An 18,889-nucleotide genomic window follows, 5' to 3' on the forward strand; every position below is an offset into this window, starting at 1 on the left:
AAAGTTTGTTTGTTTAATAAAAATTTTTGGTTATTGCATTTTAAGGCTAATAAATCGTTTTAGTCTCTAAAGTTAAACACTGCTTTTGATTTAACAACAAGTTTTTTAATTCATTGTAGTTTACATCCTGAATATTGATTTTATGATCGATAGCCAAGGATGCGGCAGTGGCAGCTGATTCACCCAGAATCATAAATACAGGCTCCATGCGTACAGATCCGTACGCAATATGAGATGATGACAAACAAACAGGAACCAATAAATTTTTGCATTCGGTTTTCCTGGGTACGATGGCCTGATAGGAGATACTGTAAGGTTTCGGTGCTTTAACGCCGATATCACCCTCATTTTGCACATAACCTTCGGGCGTAACATAACGTTGCACATTATGAGAATCTAAGGCGTAAGAGCCCATCCCTACCGGATTTGGTACTTCTTTTTTGCCGAGAACTTCATGCTCGGTCATCACAAAATCTCCAATCATTCTCCTCGCCTCCCGTACATAAAGCTGATATGGCCAGTTTCCATTATCCTTAAATTCATCTTTCGCCAAACCCCATTTTTTAACCTGCTGCTGAATTTTTTCGGGCATCCTTGGATCGTTGGCCATGAAGTACATTAATCCTTTTTGATAATTTTCGTGAGCTTTAATAATTTCTTTCCGCTTTGTGTAGTCTGCTTCAGGATAGGCATAATTCATTCCAATAAAATCGGTACTAAATGGTCCGTGGTTATTGGTATCTGTTTTATGGTTCGGAATAGGATCGTATTTATTAAAAAGCTCGTTCCAACCGGTATTAAACACCCTTAACAGCAATTCGTAATCCATTGCATTGTAGCGGTCTGGTTTTGGAAACTCTATTTTGTTTTCGACTTTATTGGTCAGGCACATCCTATAACAATACGCCTGAAGTTTATGGTCTGCCGTTCCGTTCGGTCCAGGTTGATCAGTAGAAATACCCGTCAACAAGCCGCTTTTTTTATCTCCTGGAATTTTATAGGGATCGATATTATTTTTAAAATAATGCGCATGCTGAAAAACCAAGGCCTGTACCCCATTCCACTGTTCGTTATAGATATGGTTTGCTTCCCTGCCCACATGGTAACTTACTTTAGCTGCAGCCATTAAATCGCCTTCATAAGTTGCATCGATATACGTTTTTGCGCTAAAAATTTTGCCAGATAAGGTTTTGATACTGACAATCTTACCATCTTTCATTTTTACACCCTGTTTTCGCTCCAACCATTCATCGCGGTAAATTTTTAATTTATTTTCTTTAACAAAATCTTCCATAACCTGCTCAGCAACATGAGGTTCAAAAATCCACATGGTACGGTCCGTTCCATCAATAGCAGGTGTGCCTTGTCCTTTGTTACCATATTCTTCTTTTTTCTGCCATTTCCAGGTACCAGCTTGCTGGTAATATTGATAAACCTTTTGATAAAATGTTCTGGCGAGGCCACCAATTACGGATTTGTCTCCCGTATCGGTAAAGCCCAGTCCTGAAGATGACAAACCACCGAGATGGCGGTCGGGTGAAACTACAATAACGCTTTTACCCATTTTGGTAGCTTGTACGGCTGCAATTATACCGGCTGATGTCCCACCATAAATTACAATATCTGCCTGATGGTGTTCCGCTCTTGGCTTAGCACAAACCGTAAAAAAGATTGAGCTCAAGGCTAAAAAGCATATTAAAATTTTCCTAGTTGGTATGAGGATTGTCTGCAAAGAAAACCTACAGCGTTTACTATAAATTTCTGCATATTGGGTTTTACTTTCTTGTTTTGAAAGGACGAAAAATCCTAAATCTGAAAAATGTTTTATTGAAAACATATATTGGCGAGGTTTAAACAAATATATTAATTATTTAAACTTACAAATCCAATAAATCGTTTTAGAAGAACATAAAAGCAAGGTTACTATGCTAAATAACTTAAGCTATTATTTAGCCAGGGCTTGAATCTGTTTTAAATGTTTTTTCAATACTGGTAAATATTTATTGGCATATGCTTTAACCTCAAGATCAGCAGACCGTGATGCTTTTTCAAATAAAGAAACCGCTTTTTGATGATCGGTAACCATCATCCCGACATAAGCTTTATCAAATGAAGCCCCGTTTAAATTATTTAATTTTTCAATCGCATTGGTCACGTCAGCTTCAGTAGCACCATTCGCGGTTTTTTTCACCAGGCCAGTATTACCTGCCTCACCTCCGGCATTTTTGGTTCGCGAAGTGTCTTTCATGTTTTCAGGTGATGAATCTACCCTGCCATCTGGTCGTAGTTCACCTTCCGGCCTACTCATTGGCAAATTTACTTTCTTAAGTTTCGCCAACGACCTTAATTCTTCATTGGCCTTGGTATGATCATCAACCATCATCTGGCCAAATGCCTTTATCTTTTGATCTGTTGCTTTCTCTGCAGCAAGTTTCCCGGTCGATACTTCTTTCATTCCGGCAATAGCCGCCTGTTGCAAAAATTGCGCGGTGGTTAAACTATCTTGTTGATTAGTATAATCAAATGATCCTGCATAATGCCAGTCTGCTTTTGCAACAGCATTAAATGAAGTAGCTGAAATAATCATTCCCACTACTGCTATTTTCCTGGTATTGAAATGGTTTTTCATGGTTAAGTAATTAAGGTAAATGCATTAATAAAACCCCGTTAACATTTAAAAAGTTTGAGCAAATCATATCCTCTTTTAAAAACCTTACAACACCAGTGGTTTAAGATTTTAAATTTTCTTCAAACTTAATCTGATCTGAGTCTGTTTTGTTATAAAAGACTTTTACTATGGAAAATCTAGAAAACAATCAACCTGAAGAAGAAATTCAGAATATCGAACAGTTTCAGATCAACCGTTCGGAGGGAAATGCAGCCGATGGTCACGCCGCTCCTGAGCCAACCGAAGATGACGCATATACGGAGGATGAAGTTCCATTTGCGGATGGAGAAGGAACACAATTAAATGAAGAAATCAAAGGTCCGGAAGACGAAGAAGATGAGGATGACGATGAAGCAGAAACGGATGACTATAACGAATCTGATATAGAAGAACTGAATAAAGATCCGAATGCATACGATGATGAAGACAGCGAAATGTTATAAGCCAATTTATTTCCGTTATAAAAGATGCCAGGTTAGTAATTATCTGGCATTTTTATTTAAACAAAGAAGAGCCACAATATTTGCAAAACAAGGCATCGTTATCATGCCCTTCTCTACTACAGCTCGGACAAGATTCAGGTAATTCTTTTTTCTGTCTGGCCGCAACAGCAATATCGTGGGTAATGATCCCCGTGGGTACAGCAATAATGGCGTAACCGATCAGCATCACTACAGAGGCCACAAACTTACCCAGTGGCGTGATGGGCGAAATATCGCCATAACCAACGGTTGTAATGGTTACAATGGCCCAATAAATACTTTCGGGGATATTCGAAAATCCATTTTCGCGCTTTTCTACCAAATACATAATAGAACCAAGAATTATGGTGATGGTTAAAACGGTTAGCAGGAATATGCTAATTTTCCTCACACTATTTTTCAGTGCCTGGGTTAAAAAATTAATCTCTGTTAAAAAATGTCCGAGTTTGAATATCCTGAAAACACGAAGTAACCTTAGTGCCCTAAAAACCAGTAAAGATTGTGCACCAGTAAAAAAGATACTCAAATAAGACGGTAACAATGCAATCAAATCGATAATACCTAATGGACTGATCACATAACTGATCGGCTTTCTGATACTCACCAATCTTAAAATGTATTCGACTGTGAAAAGTGCAGCAAAAATCCATTCCATAATATTAAACAGTTTGCCGTATTGCCGATGGATACCAATAACGCTATCGAGCATTACCACAATGATACTCGAAAATATGGCAATCAATAAACCAACATCAAATGCTTTACCTGCAGGTGTATTCGATTCGTAAATAACTTCATGAAGCTTAAAACGCCAATCTTTAGGTGGATCTGATGCCATGAAAATGTTTTAAATATGATTAAAGGTAAAGAAATTAACCGTTTACCACTTCTCCACCATTTACATGGATTACCTGTCCAGTGATAAATGAAGCATCGTCTGAAGCCAGGAATACATAAGATGGGCCGAGTTCTGAGGGTTGCCCTGCCCTTTCCATGGCTGTTTCAGATCCGAAAGATTTAATCTTTTTCTGATCAAAGGTAGATACGATGAGCGGCGTCCATACTGGGCCCGGTGCTACCGCATTTACACGAATACCCGTTTTCGCTAAATTTGTAGCGAGCGAACGTGTAAAAGAAGTTATTGCGCCTTTTGTTGAAGAGTAATCGATCAGATTTGGTGAAGAACGATAAGCCGTTACTGAGGTGGTATTGATAATGGTATCGCCTGCCTGAAAATATTCCAATACCTCGTGCGCAAAGTAAAAATAGCCAAATATGTTAGTACGGAAGGTATCTTCCAACTGTTTATCGTCGATCTTTTTTGGGTCTTTCTGCGGAACCTGCATGCCTGCATTATTTACCAAAATATTTATCTTTCCAAACTTTTTAACAGTTGTTTTTACTGCTTTTCTACAAAATGAAGGCTTTTTAACATCTCCTTTAATCAATAAACAATTTTTACCCTCAGCTTCAACCATTTTCTGGGTTTCTTTTGCATCAACATCCTCATCCAAATAAACAATAGCTACGTTGGCACCTTCTCTTGCAAAATGAACTGCTACCGAACGACCAATGCCACTATCTCCGCCGGTAATCAGGGCAACCTTATCATTCAGTTTTCCTGCTCCCTTATAGTTTGCTTTAATTACTTCAGGTCTTGGATCCATCTTCGCCTCTATCCCTGGTTGTTTGTTCTGTTTGGCAGGTATTTTTTGAGTTTCCATCGTTTCTTTTGTCAAATTAAGTTTCACAACACTGCCAATTAAACAAGAGTAGCATCTTCAAAGTTTTAAGAAACTCAACCTTCTCCATTAAGATTTAAACCAATTTAACTTAATATTTTGCTCATATTCCATTATTTTGAAAGGATATACCTCAGTAAATTAGCCCATTAAATGCTAACCAAAAGAAACCGAAAATGAGAAAAACAATTTTATCAGCTTTGTTCATACTGGGCTTAACCTTATCTGGCTTTGCTCAAAAACGATTAGGCAATGAAACTGCTGCCCAAAAAACCAAAAGAATGGAATGGTGGACCGATGCACGCTTCGGCATGTTTATCCACTGGGGCCTATATGCATTACCAGCCCGTCATGAGTGGGTTAAAAGCAATGAACACATTACCAATGAAAACTATCAGCAATACTTCGATCAGTTTAATCCTGATTTATTTAACCCTAAAAAATGGGCCAGAGAAGCTAAAGAAGCAGGCATGAAATATGCCGTGTTAACCACCAAACACCATGAAGGTTTTACTTTATTTGATAGTAAATTTACTGATTATAAGGCAACCAACACACAAGCCAAAAGAGATTTGGTTAAAGAATTTGTTGAGGCTTTCCGTGCCGAGGGCATAAAAGTAGGCTTTTATTATTCGCTGATTGATTGGCATCATCCTGATTTTCCTGTTGATAGGTACCATCCTTTAAGGCCAGATAAAGACCATGAGGATCAATATGCGGTATTAAATAAAAACAGGGATATGGCCAAATACCGCAAGTACCTATACGATCAGGTAACTGAGTTACTTACTAAATACGGCAAAATCGACATTCTTTGGGCAGATTTCTCTTATCCGGGTAAAAATGGTAAAGGTCGTGATGATTGGGGTTCGGTAGCATTACTTAAGCAGATTAGAAAACTGCAACCGCAAATTATTGTAGATAACCGCTTGGATCTTAATGATTACGAAGATGGTACAGATTTCGAAACACCTGAACAGGTTAGTCCGAAGGAATTAGAAAAATACCGCGGCAAAGTTTGGGAAACCTGCCAAACCTTTTCAGGCTCGTGGGGATATCACCGTGATGAAAACACCTGGAAAAGCAACAGGAAGTTATTAGATCTTTTGATAACTTCAGTAGCCAATGGAGGAAATTTATTGTTAAATGTTGGGCCCACTGCGCGTGGTGAGTTTGATAGCAGAGCAAACGTTGCTTTAGATAGCCTAGGCCTTTGGATGCACGCCAATTCGAAATCTATTTATCATTGTACTTTCGCCCCAACCGAATTTAAAGCACCCGAAGGAGTAAAACTCACTTACAATAACGACACCAAAAAACTGTATGTGCATTTGTTCGAATATCCTAATACAGGCTACATTACGCTGGATGGATATAAAGACAAGGCGAAATACGCGCAGTTTTTACATGACAACTCTGAAATACAGATTGATGCTCAAAAATCGACCGGGAATACCTTGGTGTTAAAACTACCAAAGAAAAAGCCCGATTTCGAAATCCCGGTAATCGAATTGACCTTAAATTAATCTACCCATATTATTTATTGGCCTGCAAGTTAAACCTTGCGGGCTTTTTTATTGATAACATTTAGACAGTTAATCTATTTGGCTGACCATTAAGATTTAAGGGAGTTAAGATTTTAGTTATCGCGTATACAATCAACCGTAAATTTATAAACTATTAACCAACGTAGTAATGATCAATTACGAATGAACCGTTCTACGCTGATAAAAGTTCTCCCTGATTTAAGTTCGCATAAGCTTTAGCCTGCACCACATTACCTATAATAATAATAGCAGGATAAGTTAAGCCTGCCTGTTCAGCAGATTCCTGTAAATTTTGAACTGAACATACCACTTGTTTTTGATTGGGCAAGGTAGCATGCTGAATAACAGCCGCAGGCATATCACCTAAGCCCGCATCACAATAAGCTTTAGAGATTTCGCCAACTTTTTTCATACCCATATATATAACAACTGTAGCGGAACTTTTCATGGCACATTTTAAATCGTTGGTTAAACTTCCGTCCTTCTTGGTTCCGGTAAGGATCCAAACACTTTCACTAATGCCACGGTGTGTTAAAGGAACATCAATAAAGCCTGCGCCCTGCATACTACTTATACCTGGAATGTAATGACATTTGATGCCCCTAGCCTCCGCATAAATCAATTCTTCGAAGCCTCTGCCAAAAATAAAAGGATCTCCACCTTTTAAACGCACCACTACTTGATAATTTTGGGCATTTTCGACAATTAATTCATTTATTTTCTCTTGTGGGGTGTATTTCCCATAAGGTTGCTTGCCAACATAGACCATTTTGCAATTTTTCGGCGCAATTTCTAGCAATTTCTCATTACTTAAGTTATCATACAGAATAACTTCTGCTCTTTTTAGCACATTAAAAGCTTTCATAGTGATCAATTCAGGATCTCCAGGACCTCCACCCATTATAAAAAGTCCAAAATCGTTAGTTTTTTGATTCATAATTTTAATGATTTAACTATTTAAACATAAAAGTGATGAAAATTTATTAAAAAATTAAATTTTTTATGATAAAAATCACACAACAACAACTTTTAATTGAATTTTAACCTATATTTGAATATCAAAAATCATATAAATATTAAAATATGAATTTTTGAATCGATTATTATCAACAAAACACAATAAAAAAAATAATTCGAAACAAAAAACAACCAACAGAAACCAACAAACACAAAATACCTTTAAGATTTATGAAAGAACCACAAATAATCGTAATAGGAAATGGAATGGTGGGATATAAATTCTGCGAAAAGCTAAGATCAAAAACCTCTTCTTTTAATCTTATCGTTTTTGGCGAAGAACCCCGCAGAGCTTATGACCGTGTTCATTTAAGTGAATATTTTAACGGAAAAACTGCTGATGATCTTTCTCTTTCTACTGAAAACTGGTATCAAGAGCAAAATATTACCCTTTTCTTAAATAATCCAATCGTTAAAATAGATCGCGAGCTTCAAAAAGTTTACACAGCCAGTGGCCTCGATTATCATTACGATATTCTTGTTTTTGCAACTGGCTCGGGGGCTTTCGTTCCCAATATCCCCGGTATCGAGAAAGAAGGTGTTTTTGTTTACCGTACCATTGAAGATCTTGACCTGATTAGCGGTTATGCCAAAAAGGCCAAAACAGCTTCGGTTATCGGTGGTGGTTTACTGGGATTGGAAGCTGCTAAAGCATTAATAGATCTGGGCATCGAAAAAACAAGCATTATCGAATTTGCACCGCGCTTAATGCCAAGACAAATTGATGCTGCAGGTAGCGATATGCTTAAATCTAAACTTGCAGATCTTGGTTTACAAATCCACTTAAATAAAAACACGACAAGTATTGAAGGCGATGGCCGTATTACCGCATTAAAGTTTAGCGATGATACTGCTTTAGATGTAGATATGCTTGTCATCTCTGCTGGCATAAAACCACGTGATGAACTGGCAAAGGCATGTGGTATCGAGGTTGGTCCACGCGGTGGAATTGTTGTGGATCAAAAAATGCAGACCAATGATCCGGCTATTTTTGCCATTGGCGAATGCGCTTTATACGATGGAATGATTTATGGATTAATCGCTCCTGGTTATGAAATGGCCGAGGTGTTGGCTGCAAACCTTTGCGAAGGTGAAAAAACCTTTACAGGGTTTGATATGAGTACTAAACTGAAACTGATCGGTATCGATGTGGCCAGTTTTGGCGATAATTTTATTACCGAACCCGATTGCCGCACCATCATCTTCGAAAACAAACACAAAGGCGTTTATAAAAGAATAAATGTTAGTAATGACGGGCAATACCTTTTAGGAGGTATATTAATTGGAGATGCAACAGCTTACAACCTGCTGTTGCAGACCTCTAATAACCGCGTTGTATTACCCGAAAATCCTGAAGAACTGATATTGGGAACGCGCGGCGGAAGTGAATCTGCAGGTGGAGCCGGAATTACAGGTTTACCAGACAGCGCATTAATCTGTAGCTGTGAGGGCGTTAGTAAAGGTGATATCTGCGCTGCAGTTGCTGATGGCTCTTGCGAAAACATTGATGACTTAAAAAAATGCACCAAAGCAGGCACAGGCTGTGGTGGATGCTTGCCAATGGTTAAAGACTTGATGACTTATACCTTAAAATCGCAAGGTAAGTATATCAAAAATGTAATTTGCGAACACTTTAACTATAGCCGACAAGAACTTTTTGACCTTATTCATATCCACGAACTAAAAAGTTACGATGCAGTATTAGATGCTTTAGGTAAAAATGACGGCTGTGAAGTATGTAAACCATTAGTATCGTCATTACTTGCCAGCCTGTGGAATGAAATGATTCTTAAAAAAGGAAATGATGTGGCTCAAGATAGCAACGACCGTTTTCTGGCCAACATACAAAAAGGTGGCTCATACTCAGTGGTACCACGGGTTCCGGGTGGCGAAATTACACCCGATAAATTGATAGTAATTGGCGAAGTAGCTAAAAAATATAACCTCTACACCAAAATTACCGGAGGTCAGCGTATTGATATGTTCGGTGCACACCTTAACGATCTTCCTATTATCTGGGAGGAATTAATCGCTGCAGGTTTTGAAAGCGGACATGCTTACGGAAAAGGCTTAAGAACGGTTAAAAGCTGCGTAGGGAGTACCTGGTGCAGATTTGGCTTGCATGACAGTGTAAGTTTCGCCATCCGGATCGAAGAAAGGTACAGGGGTATCCGTGCACCGCACAAGTTTAAATCAGCTGTAAGTGGCTGTATCAGAGAATGTGCAGAAGCACAGAGCAAAGACTTCGGCATTATTGCTACTGAAAAAGGCTGGAACTTATATGTATGTGGTAATGGAGGTAGCAAACCTCAACATGCCCTTTTACTGGCAACAGACTTAGATAGCGAAACCTGCATTAAATACATTGATAGATTTTTGATGTTTTACATCCGCACTGCCGATCCCCTTACCAGAACAGCAACCTGGCTGAACAAAATGGAAGGTGGAATAGATTACCTACGGAATGTAATCATTAACGATAGTTTAGGAATGGCCGCCCAGTGGGAAAATGAAATTGAAAACTTAATTGCCTCTTACAAATGCGAATGGAAAGAAGCTGTAGAAAATCCTGCGATCAGAAAACGCTTCTCTCATTTTGTAAATGCACCAGAAGACAAAGATCCAACTATAGAATTTGTTGAGATGCGCGGACAAAAAAGAACCGCCGAATGGAAAACAGTTTAATAAATAATCTTTACAAACCTTATAAAACCCAAAAATTATGAATGAACAATCAAATTGGCTAGCAGCCTGCCGAGTCGAGGATGCCATTGAGAACGGTGGCGTTTGCGTAAAACATGGTGAAGATCAGATTGCACTTTTCTATTTCACCAGAAGAAATGAGTGGTACGCCACACAAAATGAGTGCCCGCATAAAAAACAGATGGCATTAAGCCGTGGAATGATTGGATCTACTACCGATGAACCTAAGGTAGCCTGCCCTTTCCACAAAAAAACATTCTCATTGAGCACTGGCGAATGTTTAAGCGGTGATGAATGCGCAATAAAAACCTATCCTGTAAAGATAGAAAACGGAACCGTTTACATTGGTACAACACCAAAATCTTAACCTGACCCAGTAAGATTAACTATATTCGGTATAAACTTAAACCAAACAAACATGAAAATTCAAAATTATGCAGCAGTATCATGCTGCCTTGCACTTACCTTGTTCTTTTTTTCGGCCAAATCGCAAACAAAAGCTGTTCTTTTTGACGGCACTTTAGTTGCCGGATATGTAGATGGCGGTGCATTTCTCAATTGCGCTGGACCGGGCATTAAATTCAGCAAAAAGCCCTATAGTGTATTATTAGGTCTGTTACCTACTTTAAGAATTAAAGAAGACAAAGTGGCATCGGGCGCTCCAAAAAACAAATTACTTACACCTAGCCTGGGTTTTGGCTTAACAGCTGCATTTCGGCATGTAGCTTTACAACTCCCTTTATACTACAACCCTAAAACCGCAGTCAAAAATGGCGAATGGAACGTTGGCGTAGGCTTAGGCTATAAATTCTAAAAGAACCCATTTATTTATTTACGCTTAAACAGATCGTTATGACACTAAACTCCATTACTAAACCGCTAGATAAATTAAATATATTTTCGTTCAAAGGTGTTCAGATGAAAACCTTTCACATCACCTGGCTAACTTTCTTCTTTTGTTTTTTCGCCTGGTTCGGCATGGCCCCCTTAATGAAAATTGCAAGAGAGCAATTACACCTTACCAAAGATCAGGTTGGCAATATTCAGATTGCTTCAGTATCAGCTACCATTATTGCCCGTTTACTGATCGGACGGCTAATTGATAAATTTGGCCCCAAGCTTATTTACACCTGGCTTTTGGTACTGTGTGCCATTCCGGTACTGTTAATCGGAACCAGCCATTCTTATACTTCATTTTTGCTTTTCCGCCTGGCGATTGGCGTAATCGGCGCTTCATTTGTAATTACCCAATTCCACACCTCCATTATGTTTGCTTCGAACATTAAAGGAACCGCAAATGCAACTGCAGGTGGCTTCGGTAATGCAGGTGGTGGTGCTGCCAATTTATTTATGCCTTTAATCGCATCTGGCATTACTGCTCTGGGCTTTTGTAGCACTGAAGACAGCTGGCGTTATGCTATGATTTTCCCTGGTGTAATGCTTTTAGTATGTGCTTTTTTATATCACCGTTATACTTTAGATACCCCACAGGGAGATTTTAAGGATTTAAAAGATGAAAACATAAAAAGCACCAAAAACACATTTTTAATCGCCGCAAAAGATTACCGCACCTGGATTTTAACCATTGCCTACGCTGCCTGTTTTGGTGTAGAAATAACGGTTGACAACTTTGCGCCGATCTTTTTTACAGATTCATTCGGCGCAACAATCGCCATAGCCGGAATGGTTGCAGGTATTTTTGGCTGGATCAATGTTTTTGCCAGACCATTGGGTGGAATTGTTGCTGATAAAATTGGTAAAACCTGGGGATTTGATGGCAAAACACTTTTACTTGCGCTATTGCTTCTGATAGAAGGAATCGGCCTGATCTGGTTCGCAAAATCGGGCAATATTGGAATGGCTATTTTTATGATGTTCGTTTTCGGTCTAAGTTTAAAAATGGCCAACGGAGCAACTTACAGCCTTGTTCCTTTCATTAATCCACTTGCAGTTGGTAGTGTAGCAGGTATTGTAGGTGCCGGCGGAAATATCGGCGCTATGCTTATTGCATTTATGTTTAAAGCCAAAGCTGGTCATGCTACTAAAAATGTAATCGAAAATGGGCATTCTATTCAAAAAGATCTGATCGATTATACCAGTGCATTTACCTTTCTAGGCTTTATCATTCTGGGAATTGGCATTGCTGTATTTATTTTCAGAACCATTATGGCACAGAAAAGAGCAGAGATAGAAGATCTTGTACTTACACCGAGCAAATAGTCATACCAAAAGTAAAAATCTACCTACAATACCGTTGATCATTTGAAAGAAGAAAAGAATATATCGCTAAATAATACAACAACATGCTGCTATTGCGGAGTGGGCTGTGGTATTGTGGTAAATAAAGATATCCATGAGCGGATAACAGTTGAAGGAGACAAAAACCACCCTGTAAACAAAGGCATGTTGTGTAGTAAAGGCATGAATCTTCATTACACGGCGAATGACAAAAGTGACAGACTGCTGTACCCCGAAATGCGCTACAACAAGAATATGCCCCTCCAAAGGGTTAGTTGGGATACCGCACTAGAAAGAACGGCAGCCGTTTTTAAAGCACTGATTAAAAAACATGGTCCCGATAGTGTGGCTTTTTATGCAAGCGGACAATGTTTAACGGAAGAGTATTATGTAGTAAACAAATTGATTAAAGGTTTTATCGGTAGCAATAATATCGATACCAACAGCCGCTTATGTATGAGCAGTGCGGTTGTTGGTTATAAAATGAGCTTAGGTGAAGATACTGTGCCCATTAGTTACGATGATATTGAAATTGCCGATTGTATTTTTGTTGCGGGTGCAAATCCAGCATGGTGCCATCCTATCCTTTGGCGCCGTGTTGAAGCCGCAAAGCAAAAAAATCCAGACTTAAAGATCATTGTCAGTGACCCGCGAAAAACGCAGACCTGCTCGCTCGCCAATGTCCATTTGCAACTCAATCCAGGCACCGATATTACCCTTCACCACGCCATTGGCCGATGTTTAATTGAAGATGGAAAAATCGACGCTGATTTTATCATCAACAGCACCAATGGTTATGAAAAATACCATGCTACCGTTTTCGAAACCTCACTGGCCGAAGCAGCAGTTATTTGTGGCATAAAAGAAAGTGATATCCGCTTGGCTGCATCGTACATCGGCAATGCAAAAGGTTTCATCAGCATGTGGACCATGGGGCTTAACCAAAGTGTGGTGGGTACTAATAAAAACCTTTCATTAATCAATCTAAACCTGATTACTGGCCATATTGGCAAACCTGGAAGCGGACCTTTTTCACTCACCGGACAACCAAATGCCATGGGAGGACGAGAAGTTGGTGGTTTAAGCAATTTATTGCCAGCACATCGCATTTTAGCCAACGAAAGTCACCGCAATGAGGTCGAAAAATTTTGGCAGATCCCATTGGGCACCATACAATCTAAACCGGGCTTAACTGCAACCGAAATGTTTGATGAACTGAATGCCGGAAAGCTCAAAGCGGTATGGATTTTATGCACCAATCCATTGATTAGCCTGCCTGATGTTCGTGTGGCCGAAGAAGGATTAAAAAAAGCGAAATTTGTAGTTGTTCAGGACATTAGCAACAAAGTAGAAACCTTAAAATACGCTGATGTGGTTTTACCTGCAGCTGCCTGGGTAGAAAAAGAGGGCACCATGACCAATGCAGGCCGCTATATTTCTTATCTCAGTAAAGTAACCGAAGCACCTGGAGAAGCCTTACCAGATTCGGAAATTATCTGCCGGTTTGCAAAAAAAATGGGTTATCACGGTTTCGATTTCAAAAGTGCTTCCGAAATATATAACGAGCATGCGGCCCTTACGGAAGGAACCAACATTGATATCAGCGGACTTAATTATGAGATTTTAAGGGAAAAAAGAGCCGTTCAATGGCCTTACCCGAAGCAAGAAAAAGCATTCGGAACAGCCAGGTTATTTACCGATCACCAGTTTTACACACCAGATAAAAAAGCCAATATTTTATCATTTGATGACCAAAACCAATCGGAAGCTTTAACATCGGAACATCCATTGATTTTAACCACCGGAAGAATCAGAGATCAATGGCATACCCGAAGCAAAACAGGCAAGGTAAATAAACTGAACCAGCATATCAGCGAATCTTTTTTAGAGATCAACCCAATTGATGCTGAAGCCCGGAACATTAAAGACAATGATATTATCGAAATTTCCAGTTTACGTGGAAATGTTCGTGTAAAAGCAAAATTTTCGGAAGATATTAAACCCGGAGTGGTTTTTATGCCCATGCACTGGGGAAAAATCTTAAAAAGTGATCTAAACCGGGTGAATAACCTAACCAATAACCTGGTTGACCCACTAAGCAAAGAACCCGATTTTAAATTTAGTGCTGTAGAAGTAAAATTATATCAAAAAGCCCGACAAAAGATCATTGTTATTGGCGCTGGCGCTGGTGCCTGCGGTTTTGTTAAAAGTTACAGGGCTTTAAATACCGAAGATGATATTGAGATCTTTAGCAAAGAGAATTTCCCTTTTTACAACAGGGTACTTCTCCCTGATTATATTATTGGCACTTTACCCTGGCATAACCTCATTAAAATGAGCGATAGTGAGGAAACCGATTACAGAATTAAACTGCACCGGGGACTAGGTGTTGAAAAAATCAACAAGGAAAATAAAACTATTATCGATAGTAATGGAGAAACCCACCATTACGATGTTCTGCTCCTGGCCACCGGAAGCAGGGCTTTTGTGCTTAAAGATATCCCGAAACTAAACGGCATATTTACCATGCGCAGCCGTAATGATGCCGACAGTTTTAAAAAACATGTGGATACCACAAATGGAAAAGTAGTAATTGTTGGTGGCGGTTTATTGGGAATCGAATTGGCCACATCTTTGGCCGAAACAGGATCAAAAGTGACGATTATCCAACGGATATCGAGATTAATGGGTCGCCAGTTGGATGCATTAGGCAGTCAGTTACTACATGAAGAACTGACCAGCAAAGGCATTGATATTTTTTATAATGATGAAGTAGACCGGATTATCGGAGAAAAAAATATTTCGGGTATCCGTTTAAAAAGTGGTTTATTGATCGATTGCGAATCTTTAGTAATTGCCATAGGTACTGTTCCGAATACGGAACTGATTAAAGAAGCAGGCATAGAATGTAAAAGAGGTGTTGTGGTTGATGAATACCTGAGAACCACCGAAAAAGACATTTATGCCATTGGTGAGATTGCCGAATTTAAAGGCCAGATGTACGGCATTACCGCAGCAGCAGAACAACAGGCCGAAATAGTGGCACGATTTCTTTGCGGAGATATTGCTAAATTTTACCAGGGCAGCCTGCTCATGAATATCCTTAAAATGCACAGTTTAGAACTCTGTTCATTAGGTTTGGCCGAAATACCGAACAACGACCCCACTTATGAGGAAATTGTTTTTATTGATAAAGCCAAACGTTACTATAAAAAATGTATTGTACATAACGATAAATTGGTTGGGGCGATATTAATCGGCGATAAAAGTGAGTTTTTGGAGTTCCGTAACCTGATCGAAAATAAAATGGAGTTGAGCGAAAAGCGGCTTCAGTTATTAAGAAGTGGTAAAACAACCGAACCTATTATAGGCAAAACCGTATGCAGCTGCAACAATGTTGGCGAAGGCAACCTGATCAACAAAATTAAAGATGGCTGTAAAGATCATTTGCAGCTTTGCCAGTTAACTGGCGCTGGAATGGGTTGTGGTAGTTGCAGGCCCGAGGTAAAAGCCATATTAGATTCTTTTGTAAATGTATTAAAAACGGAACCTAAGCAGGTTTTAGTAGAGAAATGATAGATTTTGGTGATTATTCATAAGCTTGTATCATAGTACGAATTGTCATCCTGAGAAATAAGTTTTGGAAAAACATTGGAGTTGAGCTGACAGGGTACGGCGTATCGTCATTCCCAACTTGATTGGGAATCGTAATGCCACAGTAGGTTTTGTAGGTTGCATTAAGATTCCCGCCTGCGCGAGAATGACGATAGATTGCTAAAGAATATTTAAATTGAACAAAGTGATGAAAGTAAAAATAGGTCCTTCAGAATTTAAAAACCTAAAAGGGATTGAATATTTTAAATTCGAAGAAGATTTTATTGAAGAAAATATACGTTGTATCCCCATGATCGTCCGTTTTAAAATGGATGCCGCAGGAATAAAACTAAAATTGGCTGAATGGAGTAAATTTCATCCATCAGAAAGAATCCAACTGGCTTTACTACCGGTTTCAACTCAAGAACAAACAGATAAGTACCATCAATTTCTGATTGACCTGATTACCAAATATACTGGAAATCAAGCCACCACGCTAGCTATCGACCCGCTGCCTGATTGGGGAAACTTACATCAAATCCCTACGATGCTAAGAGAAAAGGCGACAGAATTAGCTTTGCAGCTCTCCTTAAACCAATGGCGAAAACTCACTAATATCCAAAGGTTTGCGCTTTTAAAATTATGCAGACCAGGGCACGAAAACAAAAACTTCCCAAAGGCAATAGTAGAATTTGGACTTTTAAATAGCTAAACCATGTATCAAACCATAATCATTAACTTTCCAGGCGGCATCATATCACCGGGCAATTTGTATAATATCCTGGTTGCGGCAACAAAAGCGCGGATCCAATATGTTCGTTTTGGCCTCCGCCAGCAGTTATTGATTGATACTACAACCTATAATATTGTCATATTTACAGGTGAAATGGATAAACTTGGGATCGATTATGAAGTTGACACCAATAATTTCCCGAATATTATCAGTTCTTATCCTGCTGAAGAGATTTTTATCCGCAAAACCTGGCTTACTGAAGGGGTATATAAGGATGTTTTAGACGACATCGACTTTAGACCTTCCGTTAAAGTCAATATCTGCGATAGCGACCAAAGCTTTACCCCTATGTTAACGGGTAATATCAACTGGATTGCCTCTTCACAATCCGAACATTATTGGCATTTGATTATCCGGTTTCCAAAAACCAATGTAACTTATGAATGGAATCAGCTTTGTTACACCAACCATATTGCACAGGTTACCAAAGCGCTGGAGGGTATTATCAAAAACAATCAGTCACAGTTTGTAGATAATCCACAAGCCAATGGTGAAGAGCTCTTTGCATTTTTAGATCAGGACAACTTCATTCTTAAACAGGCCGAAAATACCGTATCGCTATCTTCATTTAACCTACCTTATTACGAGGGCTTAAACCGATATAACAATAAATATTGGTTGGGTATCTACAGGCGTGATGAATTGTTCAGCATTCCATTCTTAAAGAAACTCTGCCAGCTTTGTTTAGATACCAAACTCGGTCAGTTGTGCTGTACCTCCTGGAAAACCATTATTATAAAAGGGATTGATGAAAAAGACAAAAACCTTTGGAATGGCTTGCTCGAAGAATTTGAGATCAATATGCGGCATGCGGCCAACGAACTTAACTTTCAGGTGGAAGACAATTGTAACGAAGGCCTGGCGTTAAAAAATTTCCTTGTTAAACATTTAAGCATTGATGATACCAGGACGTTTGGAATCTGCTTTGGCATTAAAACACGCAAAAAAAGTGAGGTTTTCAGTAGTATCCTGATCCAAAAACGCCACGTGATTAATATATTGGGTTTAAAACTACTCCCCGTTTACGATATCCTTTGTGCTAAGGATTTTAACCCCAACGAGCGTACCGGCGAAATTTTTAGCAGGAGTAATCCTAGTTTTTTATTACCAGAACAAGTAAGGCGTTCGATATTTAAGTTTTACAAATACCGTTTAAATGCGATAAAAACCGGTAATCAAAAACAGAGCTTTCAAAATGAAGAAACGATAAAAAAAGATGGCGAGTTTTTATACCAGTGTAACAATTGTTTAACAGTGTACAACGAGCGCATTGGCGAAATTGAAAACAACATTAACCCAGGTACGGCATTTAAAGATTTACCGGAAGGTTATTGTTGTGTGCTTTGTGAAGGAGAAAAAGACAATTTCACTAAAATTGATCAATCGGCCTTGCAATTGTTATAAGCCGTTAATTTCTGCATGGGAGTTAAAATTACTGAAATAACGATAATCCTGGTCCTCAATGGCAATTTCGCAAACTCGCAAATTACATAAAACGTATTTCATGCTGTGTTTGGCCAAACCATTGGTTTGAAGCAGGTGTACAATTTTTTTCAAACCCTCAACTTTATAAATTCCGCATAAAGGTTCTTGCTGACCATCTTTGGTGAAAATATAAGCTTCGAAAGAATCATCAGCTTTAAGTGAATGGATTAGCCTTTCCAGCAACCTGATTTCCATCAACAACATATCGCAGGCCAATAAGAACAGATCTTCCCCTGGATTTGTTAAGTGCGCAGAAAGCACCCCCAATAATGGTCCCTTGATATCAAGTAAAGAATGATCAACTATCAGCTGTTCATTCCCAAAATACCCTGTATAGGTTTCTTGCTGCGATGGATTAACTGAAAATTTTACCGGGAGATCAAGCGCAGTTAATTTATCAGCTGCCATCTGTGCCCATAATTTATCCTGATGACTGAGCAAACCTTTGTCAGTGCCCATCCTTAAACTCTGCCCGCCACATAAAACGATTCCTAACATATTATATTAACAATTAAAAACTGGTTATTAGTTAAGCCGAGCGAAATAAATATTTTGAAAAGATACTTCAACTACGCCATCAATGACGCTAATTTGCAATCATTTAAATATGAGCATTTTAT

The 18,889-nt window shown here is 38.9% G+C and carries 15 protein-coding genes; 9 read left to right on the forward strand and 6 right to left on the reverse strand.

The genetic code is table 11. The annotated features are described in order from the left end of the window. Nucleotides 1–46 precede the first annotated feature (46 nt). Together J7E57_RS12915 and J7E57_RS12920 are read right to left on the reverse strand one after the other, a co-directional pair. Complete coding sequence (locus J7E57_RS12915) at nucleotides 47–1,681, reverse strand: FAD-dependent oxidoreductase (RefSeq protein WP_251029901.1); 1,635 nt, start codon at nucleotides 1,679–1,681, stop codon at nucleotides 47–49. Nucleotides 1,682–1,945: 264 nt separating this feature from the next. After that, on the reverse strand, nucleotides 1,946–2,629 hold the full coding sequence (locus tag J7E57_RS12920; protein ID WP_215129051.1) for a DUF4142 domain-containing protein: 684 nt from the start codon (nucleotides 2,627–2,629) through the stop codon (nucleotides 1,946–1,948). 167 nt (nucleotides 2,630–2,796) lie between these two features. Here J7E57_RS12920 and J7E57_RS12925 point away from each other — a divergent pair, with 167 nt between their 5' ends. Further along, nucleotides 2,797–3,111, forward strand: a complete 315-nt coding sequence (locus J7E57_RS12925) for a hypothetical protein (RefSeq protein WP_215129053.1) — start codon at nucleotides 2,797–2,799, stop codon at nucleotides 3,109–3,111. Between the two features lie 52 nt (nucleotides 3,112–3,163). Here the strand turns inward: J7E57_RS12925 and J7E57_RS12930 are convergent, their stop codons facing one another. Both J7E57_RS12930 and J7E57_RS12935 read right to left on the reverse strand, forming a co-directional pair. Next, nucleotides 3,164–3,988, reverse strand: a complete 825-nt coding sequence (locus J7E57_RS12930) for an ion transporter (protein ID WP_215129055.1) — start codon at nucleotides 3,986–3,988, stop codon at nucleotides 3,164–3,166. Between the two features lie 34 nt (nucleotides 3,989–4,022). Beyond that, nucleotides 4,023–4,874: an SDR family oxidoreductase gene (locus J7E57_RS12935; RefSeq protein ID WP_215129197.1), complete on the reverse strand. Its 852-nt coding sequence runs from the start codon at nucleotides 4,872–4,874 to the stop codon at nucleotides 4,023–4,025. 194 nt (nucleotides 4,875–5,068) lie between these two features. Here J7E57_RS12935 and J7E57_RS12940 point away from each other — a divergent pair, with 194 nt between their 5' ends. Beyond that, nucleotides 5,069–6,418 carry an alpha-L-fucosidase gene (locus J7E57_RS12940; protein WP_215129057.1) on the forward strand — a complete coding sequence of 450 codons (1,350 nt, stop codon included), beginning with the start codon at nucleotides 5,069–5,071 and terminating at the stop codon, nucleotides 6,416–6,418. 193 nt (nucleotides 6,419–6,611) lie between these two features. Here J7E57_RS12940 and cobA read toward each other — a convergent pair whose 3' ends face one another. After that, entirely contained in the window at nucleotides 6,612–7,376 is a 765-nt protein-coding gene (gene cobA, locus J7E57_RS12945) for a uroporphyrinogen-III C-methyltransferase (protein WP_215129059.1), read from the reverse strand. 251 nt (nucleotides 7,377–7,627) lie between these two features. Between cobA and nirB the strand changes: the two genes are divergently transcribed. The 7 genes from nirB to J7E57_RS12980 all read left to right on the forward strand — a co-directional run bounded on the left by nirB (nucleotide 7,628) and on the right by J7E57_RS12980 (nucleotide 18,188). After that, nucleotides 7,628–10,141, forward strand: a complete 2,514-nt coding sequence (nirB, locus tag J7E57_RS12950; RefSeq protein WP_215129061.1) for a nitrite reductase large subunit NirB — start codon at nucleotides 7,628–7,630, stop codon at nucleotides 10,139–10,141. Nucleotides 10,142–10,178: 37 nt separating this feature from the next. Beyond that, nucleotides 10,179–10,526 (forward strand): nitrite reductase small subunit NirD, encoded by a 348-nt coding sequence (nirD, locus tag J7E57_RS12955; protein ID WP_029276048.1) that lies wholly within the window; start codon nucleotides 10,179–10,181, stop codon nucleotides 10,524–10,526. Between the two features lie 51 nt (nucleotides 10,527–10,577). Next, nucleotides 10,578–10,973, forward strand: coding sequence for a hypothetical protein (locus tag J7E57_RS12960; protein ID WP_251029902.1), 396 nt, complete (start codon nucleotides 10,578–10,580; stop codon nucleotides 10,971–10,973). Nucleotides 10,974–11,011: 38 nt separating this feature from the next. Then, a complete protein-coding gene (locus tag J7E57_RS12965) occupies nucleotides 11,012–12,379 on the forward strand; it encodes an MFS transporter (RefSeq protein ID WP_215129063.1) in 1,368 nt (455 codons plus the stop codon). Nucleotides 12,380–12,421: 42 nt separating this feature from the next. Then, nucleotides 12,422–15,973, forward strand: a complete 3,552-nt coding sequence (locus J7E57_RS12970) for a nitrate reductase (protein ID WP_215129065.1) — start codon at nucleotides 12,422–12,424, stop codon at nucleotides 15,971–15,973. A gap of 226 nt (nucleotides 15,974–16,199) precedes the next feature. Further along, the gene (locus tag J7E57_RS12975) at nucleotides 16,200–16,703 is read left to right on the forward strand and encodes a nitrate reductase associated protein (protein WP_215129067.1); all 504 of its coding nucleotides are present in this window, start codon (nucleotides 16,200–16,202) and stop codon (nucleotides 16,701–16,703) included. A 3-nt stretch (nucleotides 16,704–16,706) separates the two neighbouring features. Then, nucleotides 16,707–18,188 carry a rubredoxin gene (locus J7E57_RS12980; protein WP_215129069.1) on the forward strand — a complete coding sequence of 494 codons (1,482 nt, stop codon included), beginning with the start codon at nucleotides 16,707–16,709 and terminating at the stop codon, nucleotides 18,186–18,188. On the opposite strand, the gene J7E57_RS12985 is transcribed toward J7E57_RS12980, so the two are convergent. Continuing rightward, complete coding sequence (locus J7E57_RS12985; protein ID WP_215129071.1) at nucleotides 18,183–18,767, reverse strand: molybdenum cofactor guanylyltransferase; 585 nt, start codon at nucleotides 18,765–18,767, stop codon at nucleotides 18,183–18,185. The genes J7E57_RS12980 and J7E57_RS12985 overlap by 6 nt on opposite strands. Nucleotides 18,768–18,889 lie beyond the last annotated feature (122 nt).

The organism is Pedobacter sp. ISL-64 (genome assembly GCF_018613605.1).
Taxonomy (GTDB): Bacteria; Bacteroidota; Bacteroidia; order Sphingobacteriales; family Sphingobacteriaceae; genus Pedobacter.

Bases quoted from the DNA above. Each gene is read 5' to 3' on its own strand.
- J7E57_RS12975 (WP_215129067.1), top strand. From the start codon at position 16,200: ATGAAAGTAAAAATAGGTCCTTCAGAATTTAAAAACCTAAAAGGGATT.
- J7E57_RS12985 (WP_215129071.1), bottom strand. From the start codon at position 18,767: ATGTTAGGAATCGTTTTATGTGGCGGGCAGAGTTTAAGGATGGGCACT.
- J7E57_RS12960 (WP_251029902.1), top strand. From the start codon at position 10,578: ATGAAAATTCAAAATTATGCAGCAGTATCATGCTGCCTTGCACTTACC.
- cobA (WP_215129059.1), bottom strand. From the start codon at position 7,376: ATGAATCAAAAAACTAACGATTTTGGACTTTTTATAATGGGTGGAGGT.
- nirD (WP_029276048.1), top strand. From the start codon at position 10,179: ATGAATGAACAATCAAATTGGCTAGCAGCCTGCCGAGTCGAGGATGCC.
- J7E57_RS12965 (WP_215129063.1), top strand. From the start codon at position 11,012: ATGACACTAAACTCCATTACTAAACCGCTAGATAAATTAAATATATTT.
- J7E57_RS12930 (WP_215129055.1), bottom strand. From the start codon at position 3,988: ATGGCATCAGATCCACCTAAAGATTGGCGTTTTAAGCTTCATGAAGTT.
- J7E57_RS12935 (WP_215129197.1), bottom strand. From the start codon at position 4,874: ATGGAAACTCAAAAAATACCTGCCAAACAGAACAAACAACCAGGGATA.
- J7E57_RS12925 (WP_215129053.1), top strand. From the start codon at position 2,797: ATGGAAAATCTAGAAAACAATCAACCTGAAGAAGAAATTCAGAATATC.
- nirB (WP_215129061.1), top strand. From the start codon at position 7,628: ATGAAAGAACCACAAATAATCGTAATAGGAAATGGAATGGTGGGATAT.
- J7E57_RS12920 (WP_215129051.1), bottom strand. From the start codon at position 2,629: ATGAAAAACCATTTCAATACCAGGAAAATAGCAGTAGTGGGAATGATT.
- J7E57_RS12940 (WP_215129057.1), top strand. From the start codon at position 5,069: ATGAGAAAAACAATTTTATCAGCTTTGTTCATACTGGGCTTAACCTTA.
- J7E57_RS12980 (WP_215129069.1), top strand. From the start codon at position 16,707: ATGTATCAAACCATAATCATTAACTTTCCAGGCGGCATCATATCACCG.